Here is an 18538-nt window from a genome sequence, read left to right on the forward strand (position 1 = left end):
ATGTCAATAAATTGTGATTGCGCGCTCACGAAGCAAAGACGCATTTTTAGTTTTTAAACAGCTTCTAAGGCTCAAATCAATTTCTAAAAATATTCTGTTTTAAATTAAAAGGGAATATTCTCCTGAGTTGACTACCATGTTACCCTTACTGTAGTGAAGGATTTTCCGGCATAATCAATGTCATAATAATTTTGATTCACATTATCCTGGCTCCAAACTAACTGGTTATTTTCTGTTGCACTTGTCCTGTAAATCCTTATTGTACTTATGTTGCCACCAAAGTACAGTCTAACCCTGTTTTGCGCATCGGTGTTCCAGTTAACTACATTAATATCCGCCTTGTTTGATGTTGTAAAAGCACTTACGTTATCAGCTCCAAAATTCGTTATACCGGTTAAGGTTGTAGGAATATAATTTTCGTTAAGCAGATTAGCAGTATATTGTTGAAAAACGTAGTAGTTTTTCTTTCGTACCGCCGGTGCTCCCCAGGGAGTATACAGCAGTCCACCGAAGTTAGTTTCAGGGTTACCCCATTCAAAATACAGCCAGCCTTTAGAACCGCCTCTAAATGCATCGTGAAATTTATTAACCAGGTCAAGGGCAGCGGTTAGTTCATCCGGCGTAGTTCCCATACCAAATCCAGCGTGCCACTCCGTCATATACAGGCCCTTTGCTCCCGCTGCCGAAGAGGCTGCTGAGAAATTAGCAGCAGAGCTGCCGGAATATTGATGAGTGGTGAAAAAACTCACGTTTCCCGAAGCATTAAGAGCCGATACATAAGACCCGGTATGGGTTACATCAATACAATCCGGAGATGCAAAAACCGGTACAGGGATACTCAGTGACTGTAATTTAGTTTTAAGCCAGCCGGCAGTATTTGTATATGCACTTTGGGCCTGAGCTGTTGTAAACTCTGCCGATTCATAAGGCACAGCCGAAGACGGATAATCGGGCTCATTCATTAAACTCAAATAATTAACAGTTATTCCATTGTCTTTTAAGTTTTTAATATGAGCATACAAAAATTCGCCGAATTCACTATACGCATTTGTTACGGCGGCATTAAGGGTTCCGCCATTGTTAACACTATTGTTGGTCTTCAGGTATTTAGGTGGCGATAATACAATAGCCCAGACTTTAATTCCCGGATTTATCAGCAGCGCTTTTTTTAACGCTGTTACCTGGTCAACAAGGTTAGAATTGCCAGTAAAATTAAACTTAGAAAAATCTGTATTATTCGGATCTGCGTTATCATTCACATCCTCCACGCCATTAGCTCTAAGAACAATTTTAAAAACGTTTACATTGAGGTCATGCCAAAGCCAGTTACTTGCATCAGTAAAATTAGTTATTCCGTTTACCAGGTGCCCACTGTAAAAGTAGCAGCCAGCCCCTACAAGGTCAATCTTCTGGAGTGGGTTTCCTATCCCAACAGTTATGCTTCCCCCGCTTTGAATGGCATTTATAACTGGCTGATTCACTCGCTGCTGAGTAGGTGGCGCAGCATTTTTACGACAGGACAAAACAGCACAGGCCAGTGTCATAGCCATTGCCGAAAGGATTTGATTCTTTCTCATGAATTTTTCTTTGATTAATAATTGGTTTGTAATTTTCGGTAATAAAGCAAACTGATAAAATGGACACAATTAGGTTTTGTATGGATTATATTACTTTCCTGATGTTCAGTGCTATAGCCTGCTGAGAGTTTATATAAAGCAAGAGAAAAAGATGTTTTAAGCTCGAATCAGATTATGTCCCCTTAGGGTCTCTTGTAGATTCAAGTTAACCCACAAAATTCACCAACCTGAAATTTCAATAGGAGGCACCTACGGAGCCAAAAAATGCCCCCTTTTAATGCTATAAACAGGTGGCCCCGCTGGGGCCGGCAACGTTTTACAAAATAATCAGGCATTAATTGAGATACTTAAGGACAGATGCACCAGAGGTGCAAAAGGTTTTGTAGTATAAAAAGTATAGAAATACCCTTTGCCCCAGAGAGGCAAAACAAAACGCCTTAATGATTAAACGACAAAACAATTTTGTGGGTTAACTTGAATCTACGAGAGACCATGATGGGACGTGAAAGTATAGGGCTATGGAGTTGAGTGTAATTGTTAATCTATAAGATAATAGCCTTGCTATAATTTCTCTTCCAGCCGTTGACGTTTCCTTGCGCCTATTCTTCTTTTATCATTAAAGTGTTAAAAAATGTCAAAATCAGTCAATTACATTAATCAAAAGGCCTTTTTCATCTCAATTTCATAAAGCGCCGCTACTTTAGTTTTTGTAAAGGATTGATGTAGCGTAATCGATTTAACCTGCGTAAGGTATTTACGATGCATCTGGTGTTCATTTTTAGATATTTTAAAAAATAGTATTATGCTGGCTATAAAAACTTTAACCGATAATTTAACAGTCTACAAACGTAATGCACGTTTAATGGGCGATAAATTTGAAATTAGTGTAGTGGGCAATAACCCCCTGCTGGCCGATGAGCAAATTGACATTGCCATTGATGAAATTAACAGGGTTGAAAAACTGCTTTCTGCTTTTAGCGACGATAGCAGCATCAACCAGATAAACCGTAAGGCCGGTATTGCCCCGGTAAAAGCCGACGGCGAAACTTTCAGGCTTATTGACAGGGCGCTTCAAATATCTGAGCTTACTTATGGTGCTTTTGATATCACTTACCTGGCCGATAATGCAGCTAACGAAATAGCAACTGAAAACGCATCGGTAAAAACTGCCAAACGTACGCTGTCACTCGCCAGCTACAAAAATATAGTGCTTGACGCTGCGATGCAAACTGTATTTCTGAAAGAAAAAGGGATGCGTATAGGCTTTGGCGCAAACGGTAAAGGTTACGCTGCCGACAGGGCTAAATATATATTGCAAATGAATGGTGTAAGCAGCGGTGTTATCAATTTTGGTGGCGATCTGCTTGCATGGGGCTTACAGCCAAACCTGCAGCCATGGACAGTTGCCGATGCTGACAGCACTCAGCAAAATCAACCATTTGCCGACCTGGAAATCAGCAACCTTGCTTTTGCTACTTCGGTTAATGCTGAAAAATATGCAAGCATCAGCAATAAAAAATTCACTAATGTGTTTAACCCTAAAAAAGGTTTCCCGGTTAGCGGCATTACAAGCGTAAGCATTCTTAGCCCAACCGCTGAATTTGCCGATGCTTTGGCTACACCAATACTCACCATAGGTGTTAATGCCGGTCTGTATATGATCAATCAGCTTAACCAGGTTGCCTGCGTTATCATTGATGATCAAAACCGGGTTTATCCATCAAAAGATATAACGCTTTAATTTTCAAACGTTAAAGTACAATCATAACCTTTCATCATAATTGTGATTTGTTATTATTCATTTGCATCGGCATTTTTACAAGTGCCCCTGCAAATGAATTGTTATTTGTTGTACCTTTCTCATTTTGGTGTAAACATTTAAATTGACCCTTATTTGAGCCTTATTTTTACCTTTTCTTCTCCTCAATGATAAAGTGGTTTGCGTATATTGTCCTGTTATTGATATTTGCAACACGTATATCATTTGCCAATGCCCTTACAAAAAACATTGATGCATCTGCTTATACCGGTAACAAAAGGCCGGCTATATGGTCGTATACTTCATTAGCGGCCGATACTACCAAAACAAAAAAGCAACAAGAGGATGAAAAGAAGAAGATCAAGGAAATAGCCAAGGCAAAACGGCAGGCGAAGCCGGCTACTGTTGATGACGACGGCGTACCGCCCAAGCCCAAACCTAAAAGGCAGCGCCGGCCCGAAGGCATGGAGCGCCCACCCGAAATACCGAGGAGAAATGGCAGTTAAACAGGTTAAACAATTTACTATATTGATGAAATACCTTTGCTTACTTTTTTTTGTGGCTGCAAGCAGTACCGTATTTGGTGCGGATATTGATTTGCGCCTTTTTGCCGGTAAGCATGCTTTAGTAGCCGATTCTGACACCATCATTCGTAAACGGTCGGTTTCGGCCGGGGTAAGCTATGGCAGCGATGTGTTGTTTTTTGGTCGCACGGGGCCGGTAAAATATCCTTTTGTTACTGCCGATCTGATCTATAATACCAAATCAGGTATTTTTTTATACGGTTCGGCCTTTAAAGTTTTAGGTTATGCCCCTGTTGATGAGGTTGATTTGGGAGGCGGTTATTTTTATAAATTTTCAAAAGCCTTCTCTGGCTCGGCCAGTTATACACGTTTCTTTTTTGCCCGGGATGCGGCGCAGGTTATTAAGTCAGCCTCATCTAACGATATCAACTTTAAAAACTCGTATGATTGGAAATATCTGAAAACAAGTGCCGTGCTTGATTATCTTTTTGGCAAATCGAACGATATTTTTTTGACGGTAAGCAATTCTAAATACTGGGAGAGCAGCTGGAGTATTTTTGACGATCAGGATTTTCTTTCCTTTAACCCTTCCTTTAATTTTATCCTCGGAACGCAGAATTTTGTTCAGCGCTATTCGCTTGATCATCATTTCAGGGATGAGGCGGCCAATATCTCAATTCAGTACGATCCGCGTTATGCCAGCCGTAACCGCCGGTTCAATATGCTTAATTATAGTTTCAAGATCCCAGTGGCTTATAACCGCCCGCATTATACTTTTGAATTTTCATACAAATATTCTATCCCGGTTAACGTGGAAGGGGTATTGCTTAACAGGCGCGAGTCGTTTTATAATTTAACTTTTTACTACGTTTTTTATTAGCTATAATACATGAATGTTTTAATAATAGAAGACGAACAAGCACTTGCTCACGAACTGGAGATCTTTCTTTCAAATTATAATTACATCTGCGAGGTTTGTGTTGACGGTACTTCAGCATCCGAAAAAATTGCTACCAACCTGTACGATTTTATATTAATAGATCTTGGCCTGCCCGATTATGACGGTCTTGACCTGCTCAGGGAGTCAAAAAAGACTAATTCGGACGCGGCCTGCATCATATTGACCGCGCGTGCTGAAATTAATGACCGGATCAAAGGCCTTGATCTTGGTGCCGACGATTACCTGCCCAAGCCGTTCTCGTTGCTTGAGCTTCAAAGCCGCATGCAGGCCATCATCAGGCGTAAATTTGGGGTTAAGAACAATATTGTTGAACTGGGCGGTTTCCTCATCGACCTCACGGCACGTACTATATCCTACTATAACAGCGTTGTTAATACCATCACCAAAAAAGAATTTGACCTTATAGCCTATTTAATTTTGCATAAAAACCGTACGCTTACCCGTATGCAGCTTAGCGAACATATCTGGGGCAGCGTGGTGAATAATGATTACGACAGCAACTATATCGACGCGCATATTAAAAACATCCGTAAAAAATTAAATGCTTATGCCCCGCCTGACTGGTTGGAAACGGTACGTGGTTTGGGTTATAAAATAAAGATCAACGCCTGAGTATTTGAAATTAGGAACAAAACTTACTCTTTTTAACGCCATCTCCAAGCTGGTTATCGTGATACTATTTGTATTGCTTGTTCCCGTATTGATCAAAAATATTAGCCGCAACTATGTCGATAGTAAGCTGATCAAACAAAAGAACAAACTGCTGCAAATTGTAAAAAGCAAGGGCATTGAAACTTACATAGAAAACGGCGAAGGCTATGGCAGTTACCTTCCGCTTAAGGAAGAGTACATTAGTTTGGATGAGGTTGATCCAGATTATTTCCTGGATACAATAAAAAGGGGCAAGCGTCTTTTTAGCGAAGGCGATACTTTAGAGTACCGGATACTAAGCCATACTTTTAAAGTTAAAAACAAGAACTACCTGCTGGAGATAGGCAAAAGCGTCGATACTTTGGATGAAACCAGCGTACCGCTGCAAAACATCGCTTTCCAGGTATTGCTGGGGATGATCCTCTTAACCGTACTGGCCGACCAGGTGTATTCAACCTATGTGCTTAAACCCTTGAGGCTTATTATAAAGACCAAACTTGTAGGGCAAAAGTTCCCTAATTTTCATACCTACCGGCAGGTACGCACCACCACATCCGATTTTCAGCACCTGGATATCAGTATCCATAACATGATCGAAACTATTGCCGATAAGTTTCATAAAGAGCGGGAGTTTATTTCCAATGCATCGCACGAGCTCATGACGCCAATCTCCATTCTCCAGTCGAAAATTGAGAACATGTTTGAGGAGGAGGATATAAACGACGAGCTTAAAGGCAGGTTGTTGGAAATGCAAAAGATCCTGAACCGGTTAAAAAGTATTACCAAAACGTTGCTGCTTATTTCGCAGATTGAGAACGAACAGTTTTTAAAAGAAGATAAAGTTTCGGTATCCGAACTGCTGCAGGATGTTTACGACGAGATATCCATCCGCCTGCAGGATAAAAATATTAACTACGAAATGTCGATGCCCGATAACTGGCATTTTGTCAATATCAATAAATTTTTACTCTTTAACCTGTTCTTTAACCTTATTAACAATGCCATCAAATACAATAATGAGGGCGGCAGCATTAAGGTAACCGGGGTGGCTGTACACGAAAAATATATGATCAGTATTGCTGATACAGGCATCGGTATTGCCGAAGACGCCATCCCTTTGATCTTTAACCGCTTCAAAAAATTCAGACAGTCATTACAGCAGGATAGTTTTGGACTGGGACTGCCTATTGTAAAATCAATTGCCGCCTTTCACGATATTGAAATTGAAGTGATTTCTGAAAAAGATAAAGGGAGTACCTTTAAGCTTGTTTTTCCTGCTACCCTAATAGTAGTTTCCTGAAACTGTAAAAGGTATGCCAAATTGTACTGTAGCAAAAATTTTACTGGTGTTTTGTACTAAAAATCGGGCAGTGCAAAGAAAATCAATAATTCAGCATTCTTTACTTGGTTGAAATTAAGTTTACTTCTCATTAAAAAAATGTTGCTATGATTGATGGGGGATGTACTTTTAAAGAATGTGCTTATTAAAACTGCCATAGCCTTGTTTTGGCATCTGCTTTGTAAATTGTACAGCATAACATAATTATACAAGTAAATGAGAACGCTTAAATTAAAAGTAGCCACCCTTGGTATAGCATTAGCTACAGCAGGCATATTAGGCTCAGGATGTAATTCACTTACAAAAACACAAAAAGGGGCTGCCATTGGCGCAGGTGCAGGCGGCACAGTAGGCGCATTTATTGGTAAAGCTGCCGGTAATACCGCTTTAGGTGCCATTATAGGTGGTGCAGTTGGTGGTACCGCTGGTGCTTTTATTGGCCGTAATATGGACAGGCAGGCTGCCGAAATTAAACAAACAGTGCCGGGCGCAACAGTAACCCGCGAGGGGGAGGGTATTCTGGTTAAGTTTGATTCAGGTATATTATTCGATACCAATAAGTCAGATCTGAAACCTGCCGCTCAAACTAACCTTCAAAATCTTGCAGCTTCATTGCAGAAAAATCCGGAAACTAATATTACCATCATTGGTCATACAGATAACACAGGCTCTGATAGCTATAACCAAACTCTTTCGGTACAAAGGGCCGATGCTGTAAAATCATACCTGGCTGGAGGCAATGTATCATCTTCACGTATGACAGTGACCGGCAAAGGCGAAAGTGAGCCGATTGCTGATAATACCACTGCCGATGGTCGTGCGCAAAACCGCAGGGTGGAGATCACCATTGTAGCCAATGATAAAATGAAAGAACAGGCTAAACAAGCTCAATAATTAAAAAGTATAATAAGTACAGATTAATAGTTTATAAAAAATCCCCGGCCTGCAACAGGTCGGGGATTCTTTTTATAACTTATTTGAGTAAACGATTATTTAGTAACGTACAATACTTCTTTAACCGCTTTGATCACCCTTTCAGGGTTTGGCAGATATTCCTGGATCAAAGTTGGAGCATAAGGAAGTGGAACGTCGCCACCCATGATGCGCAGGATAGGAGCATCAAGATAATCGAAAGCGTCTTTTTGTACTTTGAATGCAACCTCGGTAGCAATTGAACCTAAAGGCCAGCTTTCTTCAATAATTACCAAACGGTTTGTTTTCTTTACCGATTCAATAACTGTAGCGTAATCAATAGGGCGTACAGTACGCAGGTCGATAACTTCAGCATGGATACCCTCTTTTTCAAGTTCAGCAGCAGCAGCAATAACCACTTTCATGATCTTACCGAAGCTAACCAAAGTAACATCGCTACCTTCTTTAACAACTTTTGCTTTACCCAGTGGGATATAATAGGTTTCTTCAGGAACTTCACCTTTATCGCCGTACATTAATTCCGATTCCATAAAAATAACCGGATCCGGATCAAGGATAGCTGATTTTAACAAGCCTTTGGCATCATAAGGGTTTGATGGAACAACCACTTTTAAGCCCGGACAGTTGGCATACCAGTTTTCAAAGCACTGACTGTGCTGAGAGCTAAGCATACCCGCGTTACCGGTTGGGCCGCGGAAAACAATTGGCACCGAGAACTGACCACCACTCATCGACATCATCTTGGCAGCGCCGTTGATGATCTGGTCGATAGCTACCAGTGAAAAGTTGAAAGTCATGAACTCGATGACAGGACGTAAGCCGTTCATCGCCGAGCCAATGCCGATACCGGCAAAGCCCAATTCAGAGATAGGCGTATCTATAACACGTTTCGCACCAAACTCGTCCAGCATTCCCTGGCTTACTTTGTACGCGCCGTTATATTCGGCAACCTCTTCACCCATCAGGTATATATTCTCGTCGCTGCGCATTTCTTCGACCATGGCCTCTCTTAGCGCTTCTCTGAATTGTATTTCTCTCATTATAGTAAAATGATGTTTTTTTGCGAACGCAAATATAAACACTAATGTGTTAAATGCAATTAACCGTGGTATTGGTTTGATTTTTAATACATATATTTTACATCTTACTCAATCTCCCAAGCTGCAAAACCCGAATTAGAGACCTAAAAACACAAATAAATACTACATTAGTTCCTAAACCTTACGCTAATGAAATTCCCGTCGTTAAAAAACCTGGCACAAAGCGCTGGAAATACTATCAAACGCTATCCATTTGAAACCCTTTTTGCTTTCGCGGGTACAATAGCTGCAACAATAGAGATCGAGCTTAATCGCCTAAATCGTGTAAGTGAAAACTGGTGTATGCGTACTATCATGATAGCTAACCTTGGTTTTCTGCTTAGTCTTTCGGCTACGCTATATACTCAAAGTAAAAGCTGGGAAGCGAGCAAAAAAGTCATCGTAAAAATTGCGGCCGCTGGAATAGCAATTCTATTCATCTTCATGATCAATCCCCCTGAACGGCAAGCCGACTATACCCGTTTTTTCCTGCTTAGCCTGGCATTCCACTTAATGGTTTCTTTTGCAGCTTTTACCGGCAAAGGCCAGGTACAGGGATTTTGGCAATTTAACAAAACGCTCTTTTTACGTTTTTTAGCAAGTATGCTATACGGAGTAGTATTATTTGCCGGCCTGGCCGCAGCAATTGGTGCGACGAACTTCCTGTTTAATTTTAAGTTTGAGTGGGATACCTACCAGCTTTTATGGGTGTGGATAACGGGAATGTTCACAACCCTTTTCTTTTTAGCCGGGGTGCCAACAGAGACTGCTGTACTTAATGAAGATGAAAGCTATCCTAAAGGGCTCAAGATCTTTACCCAGTATGTGCTTATCCCGCTATCAACGGTATATGTGATCATTTTGCTGGCTTACGAAGTGAAGATCCTGATTGAATGGAAATTACCAAAAGGTCTTGTATCAAACCTCATATTGGGCTATGCAGTATTCGGTATTTTATCATTATTACTGGTATATCCCATCCGCGAGCAAAATGAAAACAAATGGCTTAAAACCTATGCCCGGAGTTTCTACTTTTTGCTTATCCCTTTGCAGGTATTGCTATTTGTGGCCGTAGGCACAAGGGTATTTAGTTATGGTGTTACCGAGTTCAGGTATTTTTTGATAGCACTTGCTTTGTGGCTGCTGTTCATTTCGCTTTATTTTCTACTATTTAAAAAGCAGGATATTAAGATTATTCCCATCTCACTCTGTATTCTAACCCTACTTAGTATCTACGGGCCGCAAAGTGCGTTTACCATGAGTATGTATTCACAAAGGGGTATGGTTGTCAGCTTCTTTAAAAAACATAATGGATTTAAGGATGGGAAGCTGGTGCCTGTTGATAGCACAAAGATTGGTAAAAGAGAAGGGGGCGTGGGCGTTGAAAGGCTTAGTTATTTTATTTATAAATATGACCTTAACGCTTTACAGCCTTATTTTAAAAGAGACCTTAATATAGTTGCCGATTCATTAGGGAAACAAAAAGGGAAGTACACTAACTTAATTGTTGATAGGGATGAATTACGTGGATATAAATTTGATTGGGCTAAAAAACAACTTGGCTTACATCATTTCGAAACCTACTATGCTTACAGTAATACAACCGGTACCGACGAACCCATGGCAGAACAATACCTTTTTTATAAGAAAGGCAATATCACTGTCGTAAAAGATTATGATATCATGCTGGACAATTATGAATCGACAGATAGTTTGGTTAATAAATTCAGAGGGATGGAGATCATGCAAACCAATATTAACAGAAAAAGTTATGTTTTAAAGATCAATGGTGAAATGCTGCGGTTTGAACCAATTCAAATAATAGATAATATACTGGTAGATACCGCTAAAATGGCAATCTATCACGAGAAAAAAAACGACATCCCCGATATGAGACATGAGTATGAACTCCCGGAAGCTTTTATGCAAATCACTCAGGAAACAGATCGGTATAAGGTTACATTAAAATTTGAAAGGATAGATTTTGAACGTAAACCTAAAGAAGGGACTGTGATAACATCTATTATGGGAAAATACCTCATCAAAATAAAGTAATGTTGTTTATATCTTAATCCTGATATTGATCTTATCCAGCAAACCAGTAAGCCATACCATCACAAAGGCAAATACAATACATTTAATAAGGCCCCCGGTGCCCTGGCTCAGGTATTCGGGGTAGCCTATCCTGCTCATTTCATATATTGGATAAAACAGGAAAGGTACTATGTAACAGGTGAAAGTGTTGGTGCCGGCGGGTTCGATCACCTTAAACCAGTTGTATTTGTTTTTAACATCAATCAGGAAAATAAAAAACGCATACACCACCAGGCTTATCCCGGTACAAATGAGCACCCATGAGGGGGTGTCGCGTTCTTTGGAGATGCCTCCGCTAAAATATCGCACTATAAAGCCCAGGTTAAATAAAATTATCGCTATCAGGATCATGGCTACCCAAAGCATCTTCATTTCGTTATTGGCCTTAAGGCGCATGTACAACACTGAAATAAATACCCCCGCCATGGTGAATGATTGCATAGCGCCGTTGCCCGCAATCCAGATATAGCCCTGTAGTTTGTCTAAAAAATCAAGAAAGCCGAAGTGAACATCGAGGTTAAAGAAAATGAAAAACATCCATGCCGCCAGCTGAACCCACAAATGACCATCGGAATAATAATAGATGAGGGCGCAAAGCATGTACGACCAACCTATTAAGCCTAAAATGCCCCACCAGGTAAAATGCAACCAGGTATGTCCCGGATCGCTGGTGCGGTACAGGGCGGCCATACCAGCAAGTAACAATACGCCGAAACCCTGTAACAAATAACGTTTTGTTGGAGATGTATCTTTGCTGTAATCTAAAAAAATAAAGAAGAAGCTGAATGTAACCAGGCTTTCCCAAACCGGCTTAGGCAACAGGGTTGTTGCCTCATTATAGGTTTCCATATTGGCATGAAAAAAACCTATAAAAATGAGCGCGAATGAGCGACTGACTATGCGCGACAGCAATTTGAAATTATCGCCCTGTTTTAACCTGTTTTGAAAAGCGAAGGGGATTGAGAGCCCGACGATAAACAAAAATGCAGGGAAAATGGTATCAGCCAAACCCAGCGCATCAACATTTGAGCCCGCGTGTTTTAGCCATGTTGGGGTATTCGGAATGCCATCCAGGTCATTCACAAATATCATGAGGAACATTGTTACAGCACGGAAAGCATCAATTGAACGTATACGACTCAGAAAATTACTCATTCAGACATGTAAATGCACATAGCGGCGTAAATGTTTTAATTTAACGGCAATTAAATTGAAACATTACTTATTACATGGCTTTTTTTAATCCCTGTCGCGACTCAGCTTGCTAAATAAAAGCGGATTTTCATTAAGTTCGACTCCTTCACGGCGGTTTTTTACAATGTGTATAGCGGTAAATAACGCTTCGCGGAAAGAGATCTCTGAGGCCTGGTTTTTACCTGCTATATCATATGCGGTACCATGATCGGGCGAGGTGCGCACAAAGTTTAAACCGGCAGTAAAGTTAACCCCCGATTCAAAAGCTATCTGTTTAAAAGGAATCAGGCCCTGGTCGTGATACATGGCCAGCACTGCGTCAAATTGCAGATAAGTACCGTTGGCAAAAAAGCCATCGGCCGAGTACGGGCCAAATGCAAGGATATTGTTTGAGCGGGCTTCTTCGATAGCCGGTATAATGATATCTTTTTCTTCGTTGCCGATAAGGCCGTTATCGCCGGCATGCGGGTTTAGTCCTAACACAGCAATCTTTGGCTTGCGTACCCAAAAATCATTTTGCAGGCTATGGTTCATCAGCTTTAATTTGGCCAATATTTTTTCGGCAGTGATACTTTCGGCAATTTTAGATACCGGGATATGGCCGGTAACTACACCAACACGTAAAGTATCGCTCACCAAAAACATCAGCGATTCGGCAGCGCCATCGTATTGCTGCAAATATTCGGTATGGCCCGGAAAGTTGAATTGCTCGCTTTGAATATTATCCTTATTGATTGGAGCGGTAACCAATGCATCTATATAACCTTCTTTCAGGTCATACACGGCACGTTCCAACGATTTAAAAGCGTATTTGCCGCCTGCTTCGGTAACCTGACCCAACTCTATCTTAACATCCTCTTCCCAGCAATTGATCATATTGGGTTTGCGGAAATGTGTTTGCGAAGGATCATTGATCACTAAAAAATTAAGCTCATTAACATGGGTTGCACGACGGTGGAATGAAGCCACCTTGGTATGCCCGTAAACAATAGGCGTACAATAATCATAAATTTTGCTATCGGCCAAAGTTTTAATAATTATCTCTAACCCGATACCGTTTACATCGCCAATGCTGATCCCAATTTTTAATTTATCGCTCATTTTTATATGTTGATTTCACCGATTAGTTTATGATTTCACCCATTAATTGATGATTTTCACTGATTCTAATTGTGATTGTTTATTATTTAAATTTACATCAAATCGGGCGTTAAGCATTCGGCTTTAGGCCTTTAGCTTTAAGCTTTCATCTCGCAAATAAAAGATTTTAAGCTTACAGTTCCTGATAAAAGCACAAATATGATTTAATTTGCTCAAATATTTGATTAATAATGACATTGGTAAGGGCAAAAAAACATTTAGGGCAACATTTTCTTACTGATAAAAACATAGCAGCAAAGATCGTTGACAGTCTGAGGCCCGAAGGGCGGTTCGGTCATGTGCTTGAAGTGGGGCCAGGGATGGGCGTACTGTCTGATTTCCTGCTGCAAAAAACCGCGTACGAAACATCGCTTATTGATATCGATACCGAATCATACGATTTCCTGAAAAAGAAATACCCGCAATTGGGTACGCGCCTCATTAATGCCGATTTCCTGGAGCTTGATTTTAAAAGCATTTTTCCGGAAAGCTTTGCCATCATCGGCAACTTTCCTTATAACATCTCATCGCAGATCCTGTTTAAAGTGCTTGATAACCGCCAGCAGGTGGTTGAGGTAGTGGGCATGTTTCAGAAAGAAGTTGCCGAACGCTGTGCCGCAAAACCAGGCAGCAAGGAGTACGGCATACTCAGCGTGTTTTTACAGGCTTATTATAAAGTTGAGTACCTGTTTACCGTAAAGGCCGGAGTATTTAATCCTCCGCCAAAAGTACTTTCGGCAGTAATCAGACTTACCCGTAATGATAAGCAAACACTTGATTGCGACGAGAAACTGTTTTGGCAAATTGTAAAAGCCGGATTTAACCAGCGCCGAAAAACTTTGCGCAACGCTATATCATCACTTATTAACAAAGAGAAACTAACCGATGAGCCGGTGCTTGACCTGCGTGCGGAGCGTTTGAGCGTTGATGACTTTGTAAAGTTGACTAACCTGGTTTCGGCAACGAGATAGGTTTTAGCTTCCCCAAAGGCACTGGGCTTGAGTTAGCATGTAAGGGATTGATGATTAGATTTGTAAGCAGGTGTTAGTCGCCGGTGAATTCATATATTTCAACAGATTGCATATCGGAGCTTAACGCAATCACACTATACAATGACCCTGTTTTAGATATACGGTAGTACCATGAACCTGCTTTATTCTGAATATAGGTTGTTTCCTGCGAGTAATACTTATGCTCAAAGGGATATAATCTGAAGATTCGTTTGCCATCGCTTTTATTAACCATAATATGGACATACCATTGGTAATAGCCATGCCTAACTGATTCTATTTTATAGCGATTGATGTGGGTGTAGGACCTGATCTGATTATCGTCAAACGTAGAATATTCATAATATATATAACTGAATAGTGCTAAAAAAAATAAAGCAAAGCAGGTTAACAGGACTTGAATTTTATTCATTTTTAAGGCCAGGTTTAATAGAGAGCTAAAATACAAATCGTGTTAAAAAATCAGTTTAATTTATGGAAATAGCATATTACTTACATCTTATTCATAAATTATCATCATGAAGAAACTTATTACGGTATTAGTAGCAGTTTTTAGCGCATTTAGTGTAATAGCTCAAGTAGATAGCACAAATGCTGTCAAAAGCCACATTGAAGCTAATGCATCGGATTCGTTATATCGCCATTTACCTGACGCGAAGGAGAACCAACCATTAATTATGATTAACTCAAATATCATTATGGGTCTTGGTCATATAAACCCTAACGATATCAGTTCATTAACAGTGTTGAAGGATGGGAGTGTTCCGGCAAATCTGGCCAACCTGAGCAAGTTTGGTATTATAATGATAACCCTTAAAAAAGGTGTGAAAATTGAAACAAATACGCTTGGTGATATAAAAAAGAGGTTTAATATAGATGGCAAAACCAGGTTTGCTATTGATGGCTATTTTACTGATGACGAAAATTTACTCGTTTCAGCTCAGGATATCAACGAAATAAACCTAACCTGGAAAAAGAATAAAGATGCATCATCAGATGTTACGATCAATATATGGATGCTGGCACCTGAAGCACGTAAAGGTGGTGTTTATAAACCAAATCCCAACGATAAACCAGGCACTATTTATATAAGAGGACTGGCATCAAAATAATTTTATTCGGGATAAAATTATTTCTTTTGCTGTTCGTCATACTATGATATATGTACGCATTTATTTTAGCACTCCACTCCCTCATTCGCTGGTTTGTTTTGGTCAGTTTACTTTTTGCATTGTACCGCGCTTATGCCGGATGGCTTGGCAATAAAGTTTATTCAAAATTCGACGACCGGACGCGGGTTATCACCGCCACCATTGCCCATATCCAATTAACTGTAGGGCTTTGGCTGTATTTTATTAGTCCGATAGCAAATTATTTCATCAGTCATTTTAAAGAAGCGGTGCACGAGCGGCAGATCCGGTTTTTTGGCATGGAGCACGTTACCATGATGCTCATAGGTATTACACTGATCACTATCGCCTCAGCAAAAGCCAAACGAAAAACAACTGATCAGGAGAAATTTAAAACTATGGCTATCTGGTTAACTATTGCCCTGGTGGTAATAGTTAGCTCTATCCCGTGGTCGTTTTCACCGTTGATAAGCAGGCCATTGTTCCGGCCGTTTTAGAGCCTATTAATTTCTCGCAAAGGTGCTAAGACGCAAAGTTTTTTCTTAGCGACTTTGCGGCTTTGCGAGCTTATATTAATTGTGGAGTCATGAGCTACCTGCCATCAGGTATCATATGCAATTCGATCATTTGTTTGCAAATAGCTCTTGATCAGGATGGTAAAGCATTTAATTTGTATTATCTAAATCCGAAATCGAACATCCGAACTCCGAAATCACAATATCTGATTAAATTCCAGCCTTTCGCAATCCGGCCCGGTGATGTTGAAATACTTACAGCCATTTTGCCAGAATTGAAGAAACACCGGTTCAGGTTCAAGAATGTTAAAACCTGCTTCTTTAATAGTTTCGAATGTAAGGTCGATATCATCCACATCAAAAGCCACATGGTCAACGTGGCCGTTTGATCTTGAGCGGACCTCTGCCAAGGAAGCTTCCGGCAGTTGATAAAGTTCCATAATCATGTTACCACGCCGCATCATAACACAGGTGCCGGTGCCAACATTATCAGTAAAGGGTGCCTGCATTACATTGTTAAAGCCTAACCTGTTGTAAAATTGTTGTGATGCTTCAATATTGGTTACCGGTATGCCGATATGTTGTATGCTGTTAATTGTTAAATTTATACTGTTGCTCATGTTGATAATCAGCTGTTTATTATTGGTTTGATATAAGTTTAAACGTTTAGCGTGGCGAATGGTTGGTGACGCCGTTAAGTTAAATATGCGGTAATTATCATCCATCCATCATTTTACACAAGCTTAACACATTTGATGTAAATTGCTGTTAAACTTGCACCAATTAAAACATATTAATGAAGATCGGAATTGTTTGTTACCCAACCTTTGGCGGAAGCGGGGTTGTTGCCACTGAACTTGGTAAAGCCCTTGCAGACCGTGGTCACCAGGTACATTTTGTAACGTATAACCAGCCCGCGCGGCTGGACCTCTTTTCCGAAAATCTCTTCTACCACGAAGTTTCGGTTTCGAACTATCCGTTGTTTGATTTTCCACCTTATGAGCTTGCTTTGGCGAGCAGATTGGTTGATGTGGTTCGGCATGAGCAACTGGATGTATTGCATGTGCATTATGCTATCCCTCACGCGTCAGCAGCGTTTATGGCTAAGCAGATCCTGATGACCTACGGCATTTATATCCCGGTGGTAACTACGCTGCATGGTACCGATATCACATTGGTTGGTAAAGACCGCACCTTTAAACCGGTTGTTACTTTTTCCATCAATCAAAGCGATGGCGTAACAGCTGTATCGCAAAACCTAAAGGATGATACTTACAAGTTTTTTGATATTAAGAAAGATATATTGGTGATTCCTAACTTTATCGACCTTACCAGGTTCAGCCTTAAGCCAAAAGATCATTTTAAGAAAGCCATTGCTCCCTCGGGGGAAAAGATCCTGGTGCATACCTCTAACTTCCGTAAAGTAAAACGCACCGAAGATGTAGTGAAGATCTTTGCCAAGGTGATCAAAAAGATCCCTTCTAAATTGCTGATGGTGGGTGATGGTCCCGAACGTTCTATGTGCGAGCAGCTTTGCCGTGATCTGGGGGTTACCGATAATGTGCGCTTTTTAGGTAAACAGGATGCAGTTGAAGAAATCCTTTCTGTATCCGATCTGTTCCTAATGCCATCACAATCAGAAAGCTTTGGTTTGGCAGCACTTGAAGCTATGGCCTGTAAAGTACCTGTGATCAGTAGTAATGCAGGTGGTTTGCCCGAGTTAAATGTTGACGGATTAACGGGCTTTTTGAAAGAGCCTGGAGATGTAGATGGTATGGCAGAAAAAGCAATATTTATTTTGGAAGATGAAGAACGTTTAGCTAAATTTAAAGAAAATGCACTGGCACGCGCCAAGGAGTTTGAGTTAGCCAGCATTTTACCCAAATACGAAAATTTTTACCTTGAGGTAATTGAGCAAAATAAAGCTAAGGCTGTTTAACCAACAGTTGTAATAAACCTGATACAATTCAAGAAATATTCTTTAAAAGTTAAATTTTATCGATTTCGTTAATTAATTTAGTTTTTCACTCCTAAAAGTTAAAACTTATGGCAAAGCACACACTAAAAAGCGGACAACTCCTTAAGTACATCGGAAAAAAATGGAAAAACCTTCACATAGGCCATCCATTAAAATTTATGGGGTACGATGAGAATAGTTTCGCCGACATCTGGGTGGAATACCAGGGTAAATTAATGCTTCTGGCTCTGAAGGATGTGGAAACACTAAGCATTGCTTAAGTAGAACAACTTGAGCCGGTCTGTTCAACCGACCAGGAAAAATAGCCTTACTATACATACGTGTTAAGTAAGGCTATTTTGTTTTGAATGAGTTTTAAAAAGGAGGCACCTACTGAGCCCGGTATCATCTCACTTGCGTAAGCTATAAACATGGTACTCCTACGGAGTTTTGTGAACATGCCGTTCCAAACTCCGTAGGAGTACCATGTTTATAGAAAAATGAACCAAGTGTATTAGGCTCCGTAGGTGCCTCCTGTTTATACTTTGTTTAAAGCGAATCCCCGTATTTTATTTTTAACAAAAGAAAGCTATCTTAGCCTCATCAAAAGGAAATGGTGTCTTCCTACTTAACCGCCCTGAAAAGCTGATGGCGCCTACAGATAATTAACTCACA

Annotated in this window: 18 protein-coding genes and 1 riboswitch; of the genes, 12 read left to right on the forward strand and 6 right to left on the reverse strand. The window is 40.4% G+C overall.

Annotated features, from left to right (window positions below):
• Window positions 1–131 precede the first annotated feature (131 nt).
• Window positions 132–1577: a glycoside hydrolase gene (locus AC1DUD_RS01420; RefSeq protein WP_477370565.1), complete on the reverse strand. Its 1446-nt coding sequence runs from the start codon at window positions 1575–1577 to the stop codon at window positions 132–134.
• Window positions 1578–2379: 802 nt separating this feature from the next.
• Here AC1DUD_RS01420 and AC1DUD_RS01425 point away from each other — a divergent pair.
• The 6 genes from AC1DUD_RS01425 to AC1DUD_RS01450 all read left to right on the forward strand — a co-directional run bounded on the left by AC1DUD_RS01425 (window position 2380) and on the right by AC1DUD_RS01450 (window position 7705).
• Window positions 2380–3318, forward strand: a complete 939-nt coding sequence (locus tag AC1DUD_RS01425) for an FAD:protein FMN transferase (RefSeq protein ID WP_477370568.1) — start codon at window positions 2380–2382, stop codon at window positions 3316–3318.
• A gap of 185 nt (window positions 3319–3503) precedes the next feature.
• Window positions 3504–3842, forward strand: coding sequence for a hypothetical protein (locus AC1DUD_RS01430; RefSeq protein WP_477370571.1), 339 nt, complete (start codon window positions 3504–3506; stop codon window positions 3840–3842).
• Window positions 3832–4740 carry a hypothetical protein gene (locus AC1DUD_RS01435; protein WP_477370574.1) on the forward strand — a complete coding sequence of 303 codons (909 nt, stop codon included), beginning with the start codon at window positions 3832–3834 and terminating at the stop codon, window positions 4738–4740. The genes AC1DUD_RS01430 and AC1DUD_RS01435 overlap by 11 nt, the downstream gene beginning before the upstream one ends.
• Before the next feature lie 9 nt (window positions 4741–4749).
• Window positions 4750–5433, forward strand: coding sequence for a response regulator transcription factor (locus AC1DUD_RS01440; protein ID WP_477370577.1), 684 nt, complete (start codon window positions 4750–4752; stop codon window positions 5431–5433).
• Window positions 5434–5437: 4 nt separating this feature from the next.
• Window positions 5438–6772, forward strand: coding sequence for a sensor histidine kinase (locus tag AC1DUD_RS01445; protein WP_477370580.1), 1335 nt, complete (start codon window positions 5438–5440; stop codon window positions 6770–6772).
• 255 nt (window positions 6773–7027) lie between these two features.
• Window positions 7028–7705 carry a YiaD family glycine zipper/OmpA-like lipoprotein gene (locus tag AC1DUD_RS01450; RefSeq protein ID WP_477370583.1) on the forward strand — a complete coding sequence of 226 codons (678 nt, stop codon included), beginning with the start codon at window positions 7028–7030 and terminating at the stop codon, window positions 7703–7705.
• A 95-nt stretch (window positions 7706–7800) separates the two neighbouring features.
• On the opposite strand, the gene AC1DUD_RS01455 is transcribed toward AC1DUD_RS01450, so the two are convergent.
• Window positions 7801–8784, reverse strand: a complete 984-nt coding sequence (locus AC1DUD_RS01455) for a pyruvate dehydrogenase complex E1 component subunit beta (protein ID WP_121233488.1) — start codon at window positions 8782–8784, stop codon at window positions 7801–7803.
• A 189-nt stretch (window positions 8785–8973) separates the two neighbouring features.
• Here AC1DUD_RS01455 and AC1DUD_RS01460 point away from each other — a divergent pair, with 189 nt between their 5' ends.
• Entirely contained in the window at window positions 8974–10878 is a 1905-nt protein-coding gene (locus AC1DUD_RS01460) for a DUF4153 domain-containing protein (protein WP_477370586.1), read from the forward strand.
• A gap of 6 nt (window positions 10879–10884) precedes the next feature.
• On the opposite strand, the gene AC1DUD_RS01465 is transcribed toward AC1DUD_RS01460, so the two are convergent.
• Both AC1DUD_RS01465 and pdxA read right to left on the reverse strand, forming a co-directional pair.
• The gene (locus AC1DUD_RS01465; protein ID WP_477370589.1) at window positions 10885–12072 is read right to left on the reverse strand and encodes a DUF5009 domain-containing protein; all 1188 of its coding nucleotides are present in this window, start codon (window positions 12070–12072) and stop codon (window positions 10885–10887) included.
• 84 nt (window positions 12073–12156) lie between these two features.
• On the reverse strand, window positions 12157–13212 hold the full coding sequence (gene pdxA, locus AC1DUD_RS01470) for a 4-hydroxythreonine-4-phosphate dehydrogenase PdxA (protein ID WP_477370592.1): 1056 nt from the start codon (window positions 13210–13212) through the stop codon (window positions 12157–12159).
• 230 nt (window positions 13213–13442) lie between these two features.
• On the opposite strand from pdxA, the gene rsmA reads away from it, so the two are divergent.
• Window positions 13443–14222 (forward strand): 16S rRNA (adenine(1518)-N(6)/adenine(1519)-N(6))-dimethyltransferase RsmA, encoded by a 780-nt coding sequence (rsmA, locus tag AC1DUD_RS01475; protein ID WP_477370595.1) that lies wholly within the window; start codon window positions 13443–13445, stop codon window positions 14220–14222.
• A gap of 73 nt (window positions 14223–14295) precedes the next feature.
• On the opposite strand, the gene AC1DUD_RS01480 is transcribed toward rsmA, so the two are convergent.
• Window positions 14296–14673 carry a hypothetical protein gene (locus tag AC1DUD_RS01480; protein ID WP_477370598.1) on the reverse strand — a complete coding sequence of 126 codons (378 nt, stop codon included), beginning with the start codon at window positions 14671–14673 and terminating at the stop codon, window positions 14296–14298.
• Window positions 14674–14779: 106 nt separating this feature from the next.
• Here AC1DUD_RS01480 and AC1DUD_RS01485 point away from each other — a divergent pair, with 106 nt between their 5' ends.
• Window positions 14780–15373: a hypothetical protein gene (locus tag AC1DUD_RS01485; protein ID WP_477370602.1), complete on the forward strand. Its 594-nt coding sequence runs from the start codon at window positions 14780–14782 to the stop codon at window positions 15371–15373.
• A gap of 50 nt (window positions 15374–15423) precedes the next feature.
• Window positions 15424–15888, forward strand: a complete 465-nt coding sequence (locus tag AC1DUD_RS01490; RefSeq protein WP_477370605.1) for a hypothetical protein — start codon at window positions 15424–15426, stop codon at window positions 15886–15888.
• Window positions 15889–16103: 215 nt separating this feature from the next.
• On the opposite strand, the gene AC1DUD_RS01495 is transcribed toward AC1DUD_RS01490, so the two are convergent.
• Window positions 16104–16526, reverse strand: coding sequence for a VOC family protein (locus tag AC1DUD_RS01495; protein ID WP_477370608.1), 423 nt, complete (start codon window positions 16524–16526; stop codon window positions 16104–16106).
• A gap of 176 nt (window positions 16527–16702) precedes the next feature.
• Between AC1DUD_RS01495 and bshA the strand changes: the two genes are divergently transcribed.
• Together bshA and AC1DUD_RS01505 are read left to right on the forward strand one after the other, a co-directional pair.
• Window positions 16703–17845 (forward strand): N-acetyl-alpha-D-glucosaminyl L-malate synthase BshA, encoded by a 1143-nt coding sequence (gene bshA, locus AC1DUD_RS01500; protein WP_477370611.1) that lies wholly within the window; start codon window positions 16703–16705, stop codon window positions 17843–17845.
• Between the two features lie 107 nt (window positions 17846–17952).
• Window positions 17953–18144 (forward strand): hypothetical protein, encoded by a 192-nt coding sequence (locus AC1DUD_RS01505; RefSeq protein WP_091215242.1) that lies wholly within the window; start codon window positions 17953–17955, stop codon window positions 18142–18144.
• A 319-nt stretch (window positions 18145–18463) separates the two neighbouring features.
• A riboswitch (Fluoride riboswitch) is annotated at window positions 18464–18528 on the forward strand.
• Window positions 18529–18538: the final 10 nt, after the last annotated feature.

This window comes from Mucilaginibacter sp. P4_A11, from assembly GCF_056402535.1.

What these genes read in the sequence shown, in the direction of transcription:
- AC1DUD_RS01440 (WP_477370577.1), top strand. Translation starts at nt 4,750, where the DNA reads ATGAATGTTTTAATAATAGAAGACGAACAAGCACTTGCTCACGAACTG.
- pdxA (WP_477370592.1), bottom strand. Translation starts at nt 13,212, where the DNA reads ATGAGCGATAAATTAAAAATTGGGATCAGCATTGGCGATGTAAACGGT.
- AC1DUD_RS01450 (WP_477370583.1), top strand. Translation starts at nt 7,028, where the DNA reads ATGAGAACGCTTAAATTAAAAGTAGCCACCCTTGGTATAGCATTAGCT.
- AC1DUD_RS01485 (WP_477370602.1), top strand. Translation starts at nt 14,780, where the DNA reads ATGAAGAAACTTATTACGGTATTAGTAGCAGTTTTTAGCGCATTTAGT.
- AC1DUD_RS01465 (WP_477370589.1), bottom strand. Translation starts at nt 12,072, where the DNA reads ATGAGTAATTTTCTGAGTCGTATACGTTCAATTGATGCTTTCCGTGCT.
- AC1DUD_RS01455 (WP_121233488.1), bottom strand. Translation starts at nt 8,784, where the DNA reads ATGAGAGAAATACAATTCAGAGAAGCGCTAAGAGAGGCCATGGTCGAA.
- AC1DUD_RS01495 (WP_477370608.1), bottom strand. Translation starts at nt 16,526, where the DNA reads ATGAGCAACAGTATAAATTTAACAATTAACAGCATACAACATATCGGC.
- bshA (WP_477370611.1), top strand. Translation starts at nt 16,703, where the DNA reads ATGAAGATCGGAATTGTTTGTTACCCAACCTTTGGCGGAAGCGGGGTT.
- AC1DUD_RS01490 (WP_477370605.1), top strand. Translation starts at nt 15,424, where the DNA reads ATGTACGCATTTATTTTAGCACTCCACTCCCTCATTCGCTGGTTTGTT.
- AC1DUD_RS01425 (WP_477370568.1), top strand. Translation starts at nt 2,380, where the DNA reads ATGCTGGCTATAAAAACTTTAACCGATAATTTAACAGTCTACAAACGT.
- AC1DUD_RS01420 (WP_477370565.1), bottom strand. Translation starts at nt 1,577, where the DNA reads ATGAGAAAGAATCAAATCCTTTCGGCAATGGCTATGACACTGGCCTGT.
- AC1DUD_RS01460 (WP_477370586.1), top strand. Translation starts at nt 8,974, where the DNA reads ATGAAATTCCCGTCGTTAAAAAACCTGGCACAAAGCGCTGGAAATACT.
- AC1DUD_RS01505 (WP_091215242.1), top strand. Translation starts at nt 17,953, where the DNA reads ATGGCAAAGCACACACTAAAAAGCGGACAACTCCTTAAGTACATCGGA.
- rsmA (WP_477370595.1), top strand. Translation starts at nt 13,443, where the DNA reads ATGACATTGGTAAGGGCAAAAAAACATTTAGGGCAACATTTTCTTACT.
- AC1DUD_RS01430 (WP_477370571.1), top strand. Translation starts at nt 3,504, where the DNA reads ATGATAAAGTGGTTTGCGTATATTGTCCTGTTATTGATATTTGCAACA.
- AC1DUD_RS01480 (WP_477370598.1), bottom strand. Translation starts at nt 14,673, where the DNA reads ATGAATAAAATTCAAGTCCTGTTAACCTGCTTTGCTTTATTTTTTTTA.
- AC1DUD_RS01435 (WP_477370574.1), top strand. Translation starts at nt 3,832, where the DNA reads ATGGCAGTTAAACAGGTTAAACAATTTACTATATTGATGAAATACCTT.